The following is a 15,368-nucleotide window of genomic DNA, read 5'->3' on the forward strand; positions in this document are numbered from 1 at the left end:
TAATGCATACTATTGAAGAGGCAATTGCTGATTTGAAACTTGGAAAACCAATTATTGTTGTTGATGACGAAGATCGGGAAAATGAAGGTGACCTTGTTGCTTTATCTGAAAAAGCGACACCTGAATTGATTAATTTTATGATTACACATGGGAAAGGTCTCGTATGTGTTTCTCTTCCAGCAGAGCACGTGGAGAATATCGGACTATCACCGATGGTCAATCAGAATACGGATCCATATGGTACTGCTTTTACAGTATCTGTTGACCACAAAGATACTACTACTGGAATTAGTGCAGCAGAAAGAGCGAACACCATTCTGGCTTTAACAGATCCTCACGCACATATTTGTGATTTCAAACAGCCAGGTCATATGTTTCCGCTTATCGCAAAGGAAGGCGGCGTGTTAACTCGCCCTGGTCATACAGAAGCAGCTGTTGATTTAGCACTTCTAAGTGGTGCCTTCCCATCAGGTGTCATCTGTGAAATCATTAAAGATGACGGTACAATGGCACGACTAGCAGACCTTGAAATTATGGCTGGAAAATTTGACTTAAAAGTCATCTCAATAGCAGATTTAATTACCTATCGTAAAACAAATAATACAATGATTATTCATTCATAAAGGAGACAGAAAAAATGGGAAAAACATATGAAGGAAATGTAGTTGGTACAGATTTAAAAATCGGGATTGTAGTTGCCCGATTTAACGAATTTATTACGTCTAAATTATTGGATGGTGCACGTGATGCTCTGAAAAGACATGGTGTTGCTGAAGATAACATTGATATTGCATGGGTTCCAGGTGCGTTTGAGATCCCCTTAATTGCTCAGAAAATGGCAGCTCTTAATAAATATGATGCTATTATCACGTTAGGAACGGTAATTCGCGGCTCTACTCCACATTTTGATTATGTGTGTAATGAAGTAGCGAAAGGTGTTGCGAATGTATCGTTTCAAACGAGCAAGCCAATTATATTTGGCGTCCTTACAACTGAATCAATTGAACAGGCAATTGAACGTGCTGGGACAAAGGCTGGAAATAAAGGTGCTGAATCAGCTATTTCCGCTATTGAAATGGCGAATATGGTAAAACTGCTAGAAAATTAATTCAAAAACGGAGAGTGCAAGTTAAAGTTGCATTCTCCGTTTGTTGTCTATTTATTACACTGTAGCAGTACTTATTTTGTACCGAATAAACGGTCCCCAGCATCTCCAAGTCCAGGGACAATGTAGCCATGATCGTCCAATTTCTCATCCATAGCCGCTAAATAAATGTCAACGTCTGGGTGATCTCTCTTAATAACCTCAACGCCCTCTGGTGCAGCAATTATACACATGAGACGAATGTTTTTTGCACCACGCTTCTTCAATGAATGGATGGCATCATTTGCTGACCCACCAGTTGCCAGCATCGGGTCAATTACAATCAGCTCACGCTCATTAATATCCGAAGGTAATTTAATATAGTATTCAACAGGCTTTAATGTTTCTGGATCACGGTATAGACCAACATGTCCAACTTTTGCTGCCGGAATAAGCTTACGTACGCCATCAACCATCCCGATTCCAGCACGAAGAATTGGAACAAGTCCTATTTTCTTTCCTGCCAATGTTTTCGATTTGGCAATAGTTACGGGTGTCTCCACTTCTACTTCTTGTAACGGCAGGTCTCTTGTAATTTCAAAAGCCATTAGCATCGCAACTTCATCAACAAGTTCGCGGAATTCTTTTGTTCCTGTGTTCTTATCTCTTATGTACGTTAATTTATGTTGAATTAACGGATGATCAAATACAAAAACATTTCCCATTGTAGATCACTCCTTCAGAATTAGTTATATCCCTAAAATTGTACTGAAAAACAAGCGAGCTTTCAAGTTTAGTTTTATTCTTGTTATAAAAACGTAACAAAGGATACTCCGAAAATCGGAATATCCTCGTCTACTACTTATGCATATTGTGTATATAATGGAAATTTCTCTGTTAAAGCAGCCACTCGTTTTGCAGCCTCTTCTAATACTGCTTCATCTTCATAATTTTTTAATGTCAATGAAATAATGGCAGCAATTTCTTTCATCTCTTCTTCACCAAAACCTCTCGATGTGACAGCAGCGGTACCAATACGGACTCCACTTGTTACAAATGGACTCTCCGTATCAAATGGAATTGTATTTTTATTTGTTGTAATGCCAATATCATCTAGAGCCTTTTCAGCAACTTTTCCAGTCAGGTTAAGTGGTGTTACATCCAATAAGAGCAAATGATTATCTGTTCCGCCTGAAACGATGCGAATTCCTTCTTCAGTCAATGCTTCACCAAGAACTTTTGCATTGTTAATAATGTTATTCGCATATTCTTTAAATTCATCGGATAATGCTTCCTTAAAGGATACCGCTTTTGCTGCGATAATATGCATCAATGGTCCACCTTGGATACCCGGGAAGATAGATTTATCGATTTGCTTCGCATATTCTTCTTTACATAAAATCATTCCACCACGCGGTCCACGCAATGTTTTATGTGTTGTAGTCGTAACAAAGTCAGCATATGGAACAGGATTTTGATGAAGCCCAGCAGCTACAAGGCCCGCAATATGTGCCATATCCACCATTAGATAAGCATCTACCTCGTCAGCGATTTCACGGAATTTCGCAAAATCAATATGACGTGAATATGCACTTGCACCAGCTACAATTAACTTCGGCTTTACTTCTTTTGCTTTTGCTAAAACAGCATCATAATCTATTTTTTCGGTCTCTTTATCGACACCATAGTCAACGAAATTGTAAAGCTTTCCACTGAAGTTTACAGGACTTCCATGTGTCAAATGTCCACCATGATTCAAATTCATTCCAAGTACTGTATCACCAGGCTCTAAAATAGAGAAATACACACCCATATTCGCCTGTGCACCAGAATGAGGCTGAACATTAACATGATCCGCACCGAAAAGCTCTTTTGCACGGTCACGAGCTAAATCTTCTGCAACGTCAACATACTCACAACCACCATAATATCGTTTATTTGGATACCCTTCCGCATATTTATTCGTTAACACAGAGCCCATTGCTTCCATTACAGCTTCAGACACGAAGTTTTCAGATGCGATCAGTTCGATCTTATCCTGCTGACGCTTTTTCTCCGCTTGAATTGCTTCATATATTTCTACATCTGCTTGTTTAACATGTTCCATAAGTAAAGCCTCCTATGTATAAGAATATTTTAAAGCTATATAAAAGTTGTTCAAAAAGTCCGGTAAAAATGACACGTTGAGAACAGGGGACCTTCAACTAACTACCGACACGTCCTGTGTCGAACGTCGAAGTCACCACATTCTGTGGAAGCTCGTTGGCTTGAACTTCTTGGTCCTTTTTATCCTCCTTTTAAACTATATTATAAGGAGATTGATTCTCCCATTAATAACTTATTTGCAGCTATCATTCAATCTTGTATTCTCATAATTTGCTCGGTGACCACCAATTAGTTTTGGACGAGTTCTTGCGGCAGTAATACGCGCATTCCCAATGAATTTCTCGTTAAATCGAAGTGGAACAGCTACATGCTTTAAATGCATCCCAATCATCGTTTCTCCAATATCTATTCCCGCATGCGCGTGCACTGTTTCAACCACAACTGGATCTTCCATATGCTTATATGCATATGAAGCCATCGATCCACCAGCTGCAGGAATTGGGATAACGGAAACTTCTTCCAACTGATAGGCAGTGGCAGCTTCTCTTTCAACTACAAGTGCTCGATTCAAATGCTCACAGCATTGAAATACAAGACGAATGCCAGTTTGTTGCTGTAATACTTGTAACGCTTTAAAAATAACTGCTGCAATCTGTTCGCTTCCAGATGTTCCAATATGCTTACCGGCAACTTCACTTGTAGAGCATCCAACTACAAATAATTCATCACGTCGCAAATAACCCGTTTTCATCCATTGCACAACAATTGAGGTCATATCTTGCTGTATATTTTCATATGCCATTTATTCTTCACCTTCCATTGATTTATGTCAAGCATCAAAGGACCCAAGTTTACGTCCTAAAAATGTACACCTAATTCTAATTGTACAAAGAATAGTACCGTATGACCATTGTTAAGCGAATAGATGTTAGAAAACCTTAAATTGGTTAATTTGCTTGTTTAAACTTTGAGCTTGCTCTTCCATCTTTTGAGCTAGCTGGTCTACTTGTTCCATCGTGGAAACTTGCTCCTGAATAGCGGCATTCACTTCCTCTGTTCCTGCAGATGTTTCCTCAGCGATCGCAGCAACCTCTTGTGACTGCCTTACCGTATCCTGAATCGATTCTAATTGCTTATCGACAAGACTTGTAATCATATCAATTTCCGATGCCACATCATTTACCGAACCAGACATTTGCTCAATTGTTCTGTTCGTGCCTTCTCCATTTTCTGCTTCTTTTTTTGCGTACATAACATTATCGTTTATTTTTCTTACAACTAAATTCACATCTTCTTGAATCGCTTCTATCAAACTAGAAATGCGCTGTACTGCTTGAGCACTTTGATCAGCTAACTTGCGGATTTCCTCGGCAACAACAGCAAATCCCCTTCCATGCTCCCCGGCACGTGCTGCTTCAATGGATGCATTCAATGCTAACAGATTCGTTTGTTCTGCGATTTCACCAACCATTGTGATAATCGATTCAACTTGTATCGCATTTTGCTTTAAGTGATCAACGTCTTTTAAAGAAAGTTCTTGATCTTGTGCTAATTTTTGTATACCTTTTACGAGCTGGTTCACGACAATTTTACTTTCATTGAGTGTCTCAAGCATTGCACTTGATTTAACTTTCGATTGTTCTGCTTTTTCCTGCACTTTTTTGGCTAGCTCAGTAGCAACTTCTACAGCCTCTGCCGTATTCTGGATTGCTTCTGAGGAATTTTCCGCACCTTTGGAAATTTCATAGACCGAAGTACCTATAGCAGCGGAATGCTGTGCCGCTGAATGAGATGCTTCTTTCATCTGAATAACAGTCTCATTCGTACTTTCAAAATGCTTATCAATGTTATGTACCATTGCGTTTAGGTTATTTAGCATAGTATCGACAGCTATGGAAAGATCACGAATTTCATCATGTGACTTCGGAATATGTACTTCTTGATTTAAGTTTCCTTTCGCCGCTTCGGACGCAACCTTCTCTAAACTTTCCATCGGCTTTGTAATTACTCGCGCTGCAAAGAATGCCAGAATACCAGACCAAATAACTCCAAGCAGCAAAATAATAATCGTATACCACTCGATTGTAATAGACCAATAGGCTTGTACATAATCATATAATACATAAATGAATAGCGCACTAAATGTATATGTTATAATGGCCAATATGGTCGTAAAGATTACGAGTTTCAAACGTAAACTAAACTTATAGCTTTTCTCCATGCCGTTCTCCTCCGACTACTACTGTATTTTTTTAATCAGCAGGTCAATATATTTTTCTAGTTCTTTCAACGTCTCCCGATAAATTTCCAAGCTTCCACCAAATGGGTCAGAAATATCATACGTGATCAAATTCGCTTCAAGCCCCCGAATCATTGCCAATTCATGCCTTAGATACTCCTGAAGTTGTTGCTGAAGCTCTATTCTGTCCATTTCACCCTTATTTTGTTGGATAAATAGGGCACGTTTTACTTCTAGATCTGCATACGCCTTTTGCAATTCCTGCCATACTTGTTTATCGGCTTCTGAAACATATTCTTTTAGCGTATAAAAATTATTCTGATAATCGGGAAAGTCAATAATCAATGATTGTTTGTGCCCGGTAGTCATTGTTAACACAACGTCCGCCCAATCAAGTAATTCTTTCGTCACTGGTTGTGATTTGTGTTCGCACTGGATTCCACGTTCTTGCAAGGATTGAATCGCAAACCCATTGGCATGTAGATTGTTGCTCGCAAAAACCCCAGCGGATTGCGTGCTTGCTTCGGGCATTTTTTCCTTTAATAAAGCTTCCGCCATTGGACTTCTGCACGTATTTCCAGTACAGACAAATAATATATTCATGAAACGCCCTCCATCTTGGAACTCTACGACAAATATACCATATTTCCAATTAACTTGTTAGATAAAATAATTTACTTTTCCTTTCCAATTAAAGCTCTTCATTAGAATACTGGGTATTCATTAAAAGGATTCTTACCAAAGCGTTCTTACCCTACTTAAGAACTCTTAACTATTAACTTTAGAGCACAAGCTTCCTGAGTGAATAGCTTAGTTGTACTTATCCAAGTAAGATTGTTTTTGTCAAAAAAAGACTCCAGCACCCAGCCGGAATCTCCTATTAGCTAAATAACATATATAATCCAAAACAACATAAGATACTGCCACCAAGTAGTTCGCTGTATACACCAAGATAGCTCTGTACTTTTCTGCCAAGCAGCATTCCGAGACACGCAAGAAAAGCACTACTAATGCCAAATAGGATTAAAGTTAGAATTACATGAACACCTGATAACCCAAGACCCAGTCCTACAGTAAAGCTATCTAAACTAACCGTAAATGCGATTAAAAGCAGACTTAGCCCAATTGGACGCATTCTCTTCTGCACCTCATGGCTAAATGCGGAGAAAAACATTTGCGCACCTATACCAAACAATAAAGCACCACTTGCTAGAGTTGTTAAATTTCCAATTTGTTCTGAAATCACTTTTCCAAGCATTATTCCGAAAAACGGCATGATGATATGGAAAACACCGATGGTCATGCTAACAAGAGCGATTCGTTTTAAACGTAATTTTACGAGACCTATCCCAAGGCTAATCGAAAATGCATCCATACCAAGCGCAATGGAAACAACGAGTAATGATGCGATTTCACCAGAAAAAAACATTCACAAATCCCCCTTGGACATGCTTGTTAACTATATGCATGTCCAACAGAAGATATGAATGTCTTTCACTAAAATTCCTGTTCTATATGAAGGTTTATTAGGTTAGAACTATGGTCACCAACGAGCTTTAGACTACATCTAACGTATGATTTCACTAGCTGCTTTCTTCAGGCGATTCATAACCGCTTGGCCGATTCCTTCTTCGGAAAATGCCTCACAAATAATAACATCTGCATCCCCTTGTTTAAAAGCTCGCAGACCATCATACAAGTTAGATGCAATCTCATGTAAATTTGCTCCCAGGTTGCGAATTTCCACGCGGTGCAGTTGCCTTGCTATTTGCTCACTAGCTAATACTCCAACCCGATTCCCTTTTATTTGCTGCTCATCAATCGTTGCTTGCATTCGTGCTGCCGTACCAGCTACAAGCAATAAAGGTACCTCTGGTGAATAATGCTTGTATTTCATCCCTGGCGATTTCGGCTTTTCCTTTTCATTTGCAAGACCAGGATCGATCATAACAGTCCCCACAACCGCTTCGAGCTGCTGTTTCGTCACTCCGCCAGGACGTAAAATAATGGGGATATCCTGTGTGCAATCAATTACTGTCGATTCCAAACCCACACCGGTTGGTCCACCATCTATTAACCCAGCAATTTTCCCTTGAAGATCTTCCCACACGTGTTCAGCGTTTGTCGGACTTGGCTTACCAGAGAGATTGGCACTTGGTGCTGCCACTGGTATGTCAGCTAACTGTAAAAGCTGCTGTGCTACTGGGTGATCAGGTATCCGAACTCCGACTGTAGATAACCCCGCAGTAACATTTTCCGCACATGCTCCATTACTCGGAAGAACAAATGTAAGTGGACCAGGAGTAAATGCATCGATTAGTTTTTCAGCGTAAGTCGGTAAGTTATCCACAAGTCGTCTCAATTGTTCCACAGTTGCGACATGTGCAATTAATGGATTATCTTGCGGACGTCCTTTCGCCTTGAAAATTTCCGCAACAGCTGCTTCATTGGTTGCATCAGCCCCTAATCCATAAACTGTTTCTGTAGGAAACGCAACGGTATTACCTTCTTTTATTAGTGTAGCAGCTTCAGCAATAGACTGCTTATTATAGCTTTCATCATTTTGTATATTCCAGCGTTTTGTTTCTATCATTTTGCTACCTCATTTCTTAATTCTATTCTAGAGGATTGAGGCACATAACGCAAAATGTGGATAACGTAAATTTGGAAGTGACACTTATACACATCCAAATGAATGTTACCCACAAATACACATACTTATAAACATTTTCCCAACACATTATTCACAAGAGACTGTGGATAATGTGTATAATCATTAAGAAACATTATATGCCCACCAACTTCCACCTTTTACAGGATATTTTTCCTCTGATAGACTTTGAGTTTGTGGATAAAACTGCAGGGCCTCTAACAGCAAGTCTACTACAGGCTGATGGCTATGAACATAAACACTTTTTGCATTACGATCCTTTGCAAGTACTAAGATGGCCTCCAATAAAAACGGGAGCTTTCCAGCTTCTGATTGCGTAATATACAGCTGCTTCAGCCAGTAAATGCCTTCTTCTACTTGGTCTAGAATAAAACATCCTTCAATTGTATTATTCAATTCAACCACATAACCATTTTCAAATACCCTATTTTTATTCACATCTGGATTCTTGTTAAAAAATGCTTCCAATTGTTCATAGGACACGTCTCTCGCAAGAATGAGTTTCAATAGTCTCACCTCTACAAATAAATTTTTAATAGAATTATGATTTACCTTTTCTTCCATTCTATGCATTTACTAGAGAGACTATGACCAGCCAAACCATTCAAATAAGAAAAATTTAATTTCCGTTTCTTCTTCTTCAACCTCTTCCTCTACTACGGTATCTGCGTCTGCTGCCTCCGCTACCGTTGTGCCTCCTGAAAAGTCGAGAAAGCAGAGAGGCGGGAATAATACACACCACCAGTTTGAGCCGTTTCCTTCTCCTAACGTTATTAAAATTGCTTCGTATTCACCAGCTGGATATAAAAAGGAACCGTAAAGCTTCGCTGGAAATGTTATATTTTTTCCATATTCGACACTGTAATCATTCTCTGTTCCTTGTTCATCAATTGTGCTTTTGACTATTTGTTCCAATTCTGGAATACGAGATTCAATTAATGCACGCGCTTCATCGATATCCGTAATGTGCTGTACCCATTCTGTGACCACTTCATTAACACGGTCGCGGACTTCAAGTTTTAGCGCTTGGTCTTGCTCATTATCACTATTTGCAAGTATTCGCAAACGAATTGCTTCATCTGGAATTACTTGATAATCTTCTTCATTCTTTAGTTCCTTGCTTACTCCATTTAATGGCAACGAAAAATATAATACAAAACATATAAGTACAAAAAATACTAGCTTTTTCATTTCGTAATTCTCCTCTCCAACTCCTTAATTGCCAGTATGGACAGGTCAAAATGATTTTAAACTAGTATTCTAGCAAATTCTTATATTTATTTTATCTTTGCTGAGACAATCCGATTCTTGCCATTAATATCCTGAATTGTATTAATGGTGCTTTCTGAAAAGGTTTCTTGAATAAGTGCATAAACTGCTTCACTTTGTTCATACCCAATTTCAAACGCTAATTGTGCTGGTCTTTTTGTAGCCTGTGGTGCCTGAGCAATTATTGTTTGATAAGCGGCTAGTCCATCGGCATCAGCAAACAGCGCTAGTTCCGGGTCAAATCTTTTCACTGTATCCGATAGCTCAGGAGCTTCTGATTTTGCAATATACGGTGGATTGGACACTAAGATGTCTACCTGGATGTCTTTTTCAATTGCAGGCTGTAAAAAATCCCCTTGCAGAAAATGAACATCTGCTCCTAGCTGCTTGGCATTTTGTTCAGCAACTTCTAACGCGTTTTTTGAAATATCTGTAGCGTACACAATCGAATTCGGTATTTCTAATGCTAGTGTAATTGCGATAATGCCACTTCCTGTACCAATATCAATAATCGTCAGTGGGTCTCCCCCCGATGTGTCAGTAGATTGAATAATATGCTGAACGAGCTCTTCTGTCTCTGGTCTTGGAATTAGTACATGTTCATTCACGATAAATTCTCTGCCATAGAATATTTCATGGCCTATTAAATGCTGGACAGGGATACCAGTTTTTGCATGTTTTTCAACAGCTGCTTTGAATTTATCCACAATCTCAATTGGAACAGGATCTCGCATCAGCATGTAAAATTGCTGCCGATCTACTCCTAAATAATATTGTAAAAGTATCTCTGCAACTCTAGATTCACGGTGATGTTTTTCTAAAAAAAGAGAAGCCCAGCGCAGGACTTCGAATTGTTTTTGTTCGTGTGTCATCTTATTCACCAATTTGTTCTAGTTTTTTAGTTTGTTCTTCCATTACAAGTGCATCGATGAATTCGTCTAACTTTCCTTGCATGATTTGATCAAGTTTTTGGATCGTCAAACCGATACGGTGGTCTGTTACACGGTTTTGCGGGAAATTGTACGTACGAATACGCTCAGAACGATCTCCCGTTCCAACTGCGGATTTTCTGTTTTCATCATATTCTGCTTGTGCTTCTTGTTGGAATTTATCATAAACACGGGCGCGAAGCACTTTCATCGCTTTTTCTTTATTCTTAATTTGCGATTTTTCATCTTGAATGGAAACAACAATACCTGTCGGCTCATGCGTCAATCGAACAGCAGACATTGTTGTGTTTACACTTTGTCCACCAGGTCCACTGGATGCAAATGTATCAACACGAATATCTTTTTCATGAATCTCAACCTCTACTTCTTCAGCCTCTGGAAGTACAGCAACAGTCGCGGTAGATGTATGAATTCGACCTCCAGATTCCGTCTCTGGTACCCGCTGCACCCGATGTGCTCCATTTTCATATTTCAGCTTGGAATAAACATCGTTCCCATTTATCATAAAGATTATTTCTTTATAACCACCGACACCAGTAGAGCTCGCTTCCATTACTTCAATTTTCCAGCCTTGGCTCTCTGCATAACGAGAATACATCCGATATAAATCTCCAGCAAATAACGCAGCTTCATCCCCGCCTGCTGCACCTCGAATTTCCATAAATACGTTTTTATCATCGTTTGGATCTTTTGGCAGGAGGAGGATTTTCATTTTACCCTCTAAATCTGCTTTTGATTCACTTAGCTCATCAATTTCCATTTTTACCATTTCATACATTTCTTCATCCAATTTATCATCAAGCATTACCTTGGCATCTTGGAGTTGGGACGTCACATCTTTATATTCACGATAAGCTTGAACAACATCTTCTAGACCTGATTGTTCCTTGGAATACTCACGCAACTTATTTGTATCACTAATAATATCCGGATCACTTAGCATCTCATTCAATTTATTATAACGATCTTCTAATGTTTGTAAACGATCTAACATTCACGTACACCTCTTTCTGATTAACAGTCTAATTATATTATAACCATGGAACATGGTCAATTAGTGGCGGGTGGTTTTAGGACGTGATAGACGTACTCGGGCATTGGGTGGCGTCTTATTTGCGGGAATGGTGTGTTTTCTTAATTTGTTCACAGTTTTGTTTGTTGACGCTGCAGTTAAACCTTGGTAGATTGTTGTTAGAAGTTGAATTTTTATAAAACTAATAAAAATGGGGCTGGATAATTAATGATTCCAAAGTATTTAAAAGTAGGCTTTTGGCTTGTTTGTATTTTTACATTAATAGCTTGTGGATCAAATAATCAAGTGGATGAAGGTGACGGAGAACTACTATCATTAGATGTTGAATTTGAATTGCCAGAGCAGGCAGAAGTTGGAGAAACAGTTGAATTAAAAGCTACTGTTACATATGGTAATGAAATGGTTACCGACGCTGATGAAGTCGTATTTGAACATTGGTTAACAGGAAATGAAGACGACAGTACAATGTTGGAGTCAACCAATCATGAGGACGGTACATATACAGCAAAAGTAACATTTGAAGAAGATGGTGTTTATGAAATCTATGCCCATACAACAGCACGAGATTTGCACACGATGCCGAAGAAGTCCATTACTGTAGGTGATGGACAAGCAGAATCAAACAATGTTTCTGAACATGATCACAATCATCATGCAGAAGGTTTTGTCATCCATTTAATGGAGCTAAATGAAGTTAAGCTTGCCGAGGAAGTGGATTTTGTTGTCCATTTACAAATGGATGAAGTACCCTTCGAGAATGCTACTGTTCGCTATGAAATATGGAACACGGAAAATGAAGACGAAAGAAAGTGGATTGACGCATCTGAAACGAAGGCAGGGGAATACACAGGTGCACATACGTTTGATGAAGCCGGAGCATATACAATTAACATTCATGTCAAAGATGATGAGAATTTGCATGAGCATCAAGACTTTACTTTTGAAGTAGTTAAATAACAAAAGATTTATGATTAAGAGCTGACCGTAATACGATCAGCTCTTTTTTATGTTCCTTATAGGTAACAGTAGCCCTTGCACTGTGGAGCAACAAGCCTTTAGGTGAATGACTTAGATGCACTTATGCAGTTAGAAAAGTTTTAATCTATCTGCCCAAACAAAAAGCACCGATTTGGTAGTGACCCCTAAAAGTTAGAGTTTTCATTATGCAGCTGTTTGGCTGGTTTGAGTTCGGTATTGCACTGGACTTAAACCAGCCAATTTCGTTTTAATTCGTTCGTTATTGTAGTAATAAATATATTTCTCTATCTTTCGTTTCAGTTCATGATAAGACATTAATGCTTCACCGTGATACATTTCTTGTTTCATAATCCCAAAGAAATTCTCCATCGCAGCGTTATCTGCACATGTGGCTTTTCTAGACATGCTTTGAAAGATTCTGCTTTTATTCAACGTTTTGACCCACTTTATATGTTGGTAATGCCAGCCTTGATCAGAATGAATGGTTGTACGATATTTGGCCTTACTCTTGATTATTTCTATTGCTTGGTTAAGTGGCTTGACCGCAAAATCTAATGTTGGTTTATTTGAGATACCATAAGAGATTACCTCACCATTATATAAATCTAGTATTGGACTTAAATAAAGTTTCTCATTTCCAGTACACTTGAATTCCGTGATGTCGGTGACTAACTTTTGTAGACGAATAGGCGTATTAAACCGTCGGTTTAAACGATTTTCCGCTACCTTCCCAACCGTTCCTTTATAAGACTTGTATCGAGATTTTCGTGTAAACTTAATACATTTCAAGCCCAATTCTCTCATAATCCGTTGTACTTTTTTATGATTGATTTTATAGCCCTTGCCTCTTAATTCTAAATGGATCCGACGGTATCCATATTTACCTTCATGCTTCTTAAACAATTCATGAATGAGTTCTTTCCACTCTTTATTCGTATCTTCTTTCTTCAATTGTTTAACTTGATAATGATAAGTTGCCTCTGGTATACCTACAACTCGGAGTACATCTTTTAATCTGAATCCTTCTTTCTTGAGTTCGAGTGCCAACGCTGCTTGTGCTTTTCGAGGTAGGCCTCTGGATTTTCCTGAAAAGCTTTTAACTTTTTTAAATAGGTATTTTCCAACCGAAGAAGTTCAATCTCACGCTCTAATTGTTCCTCGCGATTCATTGCTTTCTCTTGTTTTACTGACTTTGCTTTTCTTTTCCCAGACATAGGGGGCCGTCCTTTCGGTTTTTCTTTGAGGCCTTCTATCCCTTCAGTAAGGAAAATCTTGTTCCAGTTCGCAATAAGAGTAGAATTATTCATCTGAAATTCTATTGCGGTATCTTGGTAAGAAGCGCCCGTTTGTTTCATAAAGTTTAGTACATTTAACTTAAATTGAACAGAATAAACCTTTTTACAACGCTTTTTACGTAATCCCTCTTCACCCAATGCTTTATATGACTTTACCCATCTTTCAATAGGAGCCTTACTTGGAATATCATATTTCCTAGCTAATAAAGTGTAACCAAGAGGACCTTCCATATATTCCTTAACAATCATTAATTTAAATTGCTTACTATATTTTGCCATGCAAAAACACCCCAAAACTTAGATTTCTTACTCTAACTTTTGGGGTGCAGCACCTTTGGGCGCTCTCGTTTTACTTTATTGCATTTTCTAGGTTCCGATTAAAATTTCTTTTGGGCTTCTTTGGAACCTCATGGTGATGGCGGCATCTTGGCTCATACGATTCAGATGCACCAACAAGAATAATTGGATCATCGTAGGATGCAGGACTGCCGTCAATCAAACGTTGAGTACGGCTTGCTGGTGAGCCACACACAGGACAAATGGCGTTTAGCTTTGTTACAGATTCACTTAATGCCATGAGCTTGGGAACTGGACCGAATGGTTCACCACGGAAATCTGTATCCAGACCCGCAGTAATCACCCGAATTCCACGGTTTGCAAGCTCTTCGACTATTTCTATAACATTTGAATCGAAAAATTGTACTTCATCAATCCCAACAATGTCAACATGGTCATCAATATGTTCTAGAATCTCTACAGAATTATGGATCGGACGAGCAATGGTTGAAGAGCCGTTATGGGAAACGACAGCTGTATCATCGTAGCGATTGTCTATTGCTGGTTTGAATACACGGACGGTTAGATTGGCATATGTCGCTCTGCGAACACGACGGATTAATTCCTCTGATTTACCAGAGAACATACTGCCACATATGACTTCAACCCAACCACTTTGCTTCATTACATACATGCAGGAGAACTCCTCTCATAACGTTGGCTAATCTTTATGTACAGTGTATAGTTTACCACTATATTCGATAAGACTAACCCTTTTTTCGGATAATATTAGAAAGTTTGGCATTTGTTAAAGGGATGCTTACGAAAGCGCTCTTTGCTTTTTTTGAAGACCTTATACTTTGAAGCGCAAGCCATTGGACAGATGCCTTCGTTGCACTTATACATAAAGGACCGTTCGATGCGTTCCCTTCTGCAAAGTAAAAAAACAGGCAAAATAGAGACATTTTGCCTGTCCTTTTAAAAGCTAAAACAAATTACTTCAGCCCTTTTACGTCTAACTTAAAGTCGCATTAAGCATGCTACGACTTTTATTTCAATCCAGCTTCAAGCGCTAGCGACTCGAGACATAACCCATAAACACTCCGAGCACCAAAATTCAGGAGCTCTAAAGTTTCTGACCTATGCTTTTCGTCGCTGAACAAGCTCTTTCAGCTTTTTACTTCATATTATATTTCTTCTTGAATCGATCTACACGTCCGCCTACTTTATCAGCTTTTTGCTTACCTGTGTAGAATGGATGTGAATCTGAGCTGATCTCAACTTTGATTAATGGGTATGTGTTACCATCTTCCCACTCGATTGTCTCGTTAGATTCTTTTGTTGAACCACTCAAGAATTTGTAATCTGAACTTGTATCAAGAAAGACTACTTTTTTGTATTCTGGATGAATATCCTTTTTCATGTCTTCCACTCCTTTTTGCCCTGAGACCTGAGGAAACAGAGTTA

16 protein-coding genes and 2 pseudogenes are annotated in these 15,368 nt (G+C 38.8%); 3 read left to right on the forward strand and 15 right to left on the reverse strand.

Annotation, left to right across the window (positions count from 1 at the left end):
• Positions 1-2 precede the first annotated feature (2 nt).
• Positions 3-590: pseudogene (gene ribB, locus MHH64_RS21200) on the forward strand (3,4-dihydroxy-2-butanone-4-phosphate synthase); the annotation flags it as partial.
• 47 nt (positions 591-637) lie between these two features.
• Entirely contained in the window at positions 638-1,108 is a 471-nt protein-coding gene (gene ribE, locus MHH64_RS21205) for a 6,7-dimethyl-8-ribityllumazine synthase (RefSeq protein WP_095307831.1), read from the forward strand.
• A gap of 71 nt (positions 1,109-1,179) precedes the next feature.
• On the opposite strand, the gene upp is transcribed toward ribE, so the two are convergent.
• The 11 genes from upp to prfA all read right to left on the reverse strand — a co-directional run bounded on the left by upp (position 1,180) and on the right by prfA (position 11,313).
• On the reverse strand, positions 1,180-1,809 hold the full coding sequence (upp, locus tag MHH64_RS21210) for a uracil phosphoribosyltransferase (protein ID WP_095307830.1): 630 nt from the start codon (positions 1,807-1,809) through the stop codon (positions 1,180-1,182).
• Between the two features lie 137 nt (positions 1,810-1,946).
• Entirely contained in the window at positions 1,947-3,191 is a 1,245-nt protein-coding gene (glyA, locus tag MHH64_RS21215; protein ID WP_095307829.1) for a serine hydroxymethyltransferase, read from the reverse strand.
• 231 nt (positions 3,192-3,422) lie between these two features.
• Positions 3,423-3,992 (reverse strand): TIGR01440 family protein, encoded by a 570-nt coding sequence (locus MHH64_RS21220; RefSeq protein WP_095307828.1) that lies wholly within the window; start codon positions 3,990-3,992, stop codon positions 3,423-3,425.
• A gap of 126 nt (positions 3,993-4,118) precedes the next feature.
• Complete coding sequence (locus MHH64_RS21225; RefSeq protein ID WP_095307827.1) at positions 4,119-5,411, reverse strand: HAMP domain-containing methyl-accepting chemotaxis protein; 1,293 nt, start codon at positions 5,409-5,411, stop codon at positions 4,119-4,121.
• An 18-nt stretch (positions 5,412-5,429) separates the two neighbouring features.
• Positions 5,430-6,032 carry a low molecular weight protein arginine phosphatase gene (locus tag MHH64_RS21230; protein WP_251660250.1) on the reverse strand — a complete coding sequence of 201 codons (603 nt, stop codon included), beginning with the start codon at positions 6,030-6,032 and terminating at the stop codon, positions 5,430-5,432.
• Between the two features lie 277 nt (positions 6,033-6,309).
• A complete protein-coding gene (locus tag MHH64_RS21235; protein ID WP_095307825.1) occupies positions 6,310-6,858 on the reverse strand; it encodes a manganese efflux pump MntP family protein in 549 nt (182 codons plus the stop codon).
• A 138-nt stretch (positions 6,859-6,996) separates the two neighbouring features.
• Positions 6,997-8,022 carry an L-threonylcarbamoyladenylate synthase gene (locus tag MHH64_RS21240; RefSeq protein WP_095307824.1) on the reverse strand — a complete coding sequence of 342 codons (1,026 nt, stop codon included), beginning with the start codon at positions 8,020-8,022 and terminating at the stop codon, positions 6,997-6,999.
• A 183-nt stretch (positions 8,023-8,205) separates the two neighbouring features.
• The gene (locus MHH64_RS21245) at positions 8,206-8,607 is read right to left on the reverse strand and encodes a hypothetical protein (protein WP_340002412.1); all 402 of its coding nucleotides are present in this window, start codon (positions 8,605-8,607) and stop codon (positions 8,206-8,208) included.
• 78 nt (positions 8,608-8,685) lie between these two features.
• Positions 8,686-9,291, reverse strand: a complete 606-nt coding sequence (spoIIR, locus tag MHH64_RS21250; protein ID WP_095307822.1) for a stage II sporulation protein R — start codon at positions 9,289-9,291, stop codon at positions 8,686-8,688.
• An 86-nt stretch (positions 9,292-9,377) separates the two neighbouring features.
• A complete protein-coding gene (gene prmC / locus MHH64_RS21255; protein ID WP_340002413.1) occupies positions 9,378-10,241 on the reverse strand; it encodes a peptide chain release factor N(5)-glutamine methyltransferase in 864 nt (287 codons plus the stop codon).
• A gap of 1 nt (position 10,242) precedes the next feature.
• Positions 10,243-11,313 carry a peptide chain release factor 1 gene (gene prfA, locus MHH64_RS21260; protein ID WP_095307820.1) on the reverse strand — a complete coding sequence of 357 codons (1,071 nt, stop codon included), beginning with the start codon at positions 11,311-11,313 and terminating at the stop codon, positions 10,243-10,245.
• A 246-nt stretch (positions 11,314-11,559) separates the two neighbouring features.
• On the opposite strand from prfA, the gene MHH64_RS21265 reads away from it, so the two are divergent.
• The gene (locus tag MHH64_RS21265) at positions 11,560-12,309 is read left to right on the forward strand and encodes a FixH family protein (RefSeq protein ID WP_251660246.1); all 750 of its coding nucleotides are present in this window, start codon (positions 11,560-11,562) and stop codon (positions 12,307-12,309) included.
• 204 nt (positions 12,310-12,513) lie between these two features.
• Here MHH64_RS21265 and MHH64_RS21270 read toward each other — a convergent pair.
• The 4 genes and pseudogenes from MHH64_RS21270 to MHH64_RS21285 form a co-directional block, all read right to left on the reverse strand.
• Positions 12,514-13,380 (reverse strand): annotated as a pseudogene (locus MHH64_RS21270) (IS3 family transposase); the annotation flags it as partial.
• The gene (locus MHH64_RS21275) at positions 13,341-13,904 is read right to left on the reverse strand and encodes a helix-turn-helix domain-containing protein (protein WP_095314507.1); all 564 of its coding nucleotides are present in this window, start codon (positions 13,902-13,904) and stop codon (positions 13,341-13,343) included. The pseudogene MHH64_RS21270 and the gene MHH64_RS21275, both read right to left, overlap by 40 nt.
• A 70-nt stretch (positions 13,905-13,974) precedes the next feature.
• Entirely contained in the window at positions 13,975-14,595 is a 621-nt protein-coding gene (locus MHH64_RS21280) for a thymidine kinase (RefSeq protein ID WP_095307818.1), read from the reverse strand.
• A gap of 483 nt (positions 14,596-15,078) precedes the next feature.
• The gene (locus tag MHH64_RS21285; protein WP_095307817.1) at positions 15,079-15,324 is read right to left on the reverse strand and encodes a type B 50S ribosomal protein L31; all 246 of its coding nucleotides are present in this window, start codon (positions 15,322-15,324) and stop codon (positions 15,079-15,081) included.
• Positions 15,325-15,368 lie beyond the last annotated feature (44 nt).

The sequence above is a fragment of the Oceanobacillus sp. FSL K6-0127 genome, from assembly GCF_037983385.1.
Lineage (GTDB): Bacteria > Bacillota > Bacilli > Bacillales > Amphibacillaceae > Oceanobacillus > Oceanobacillus profundus.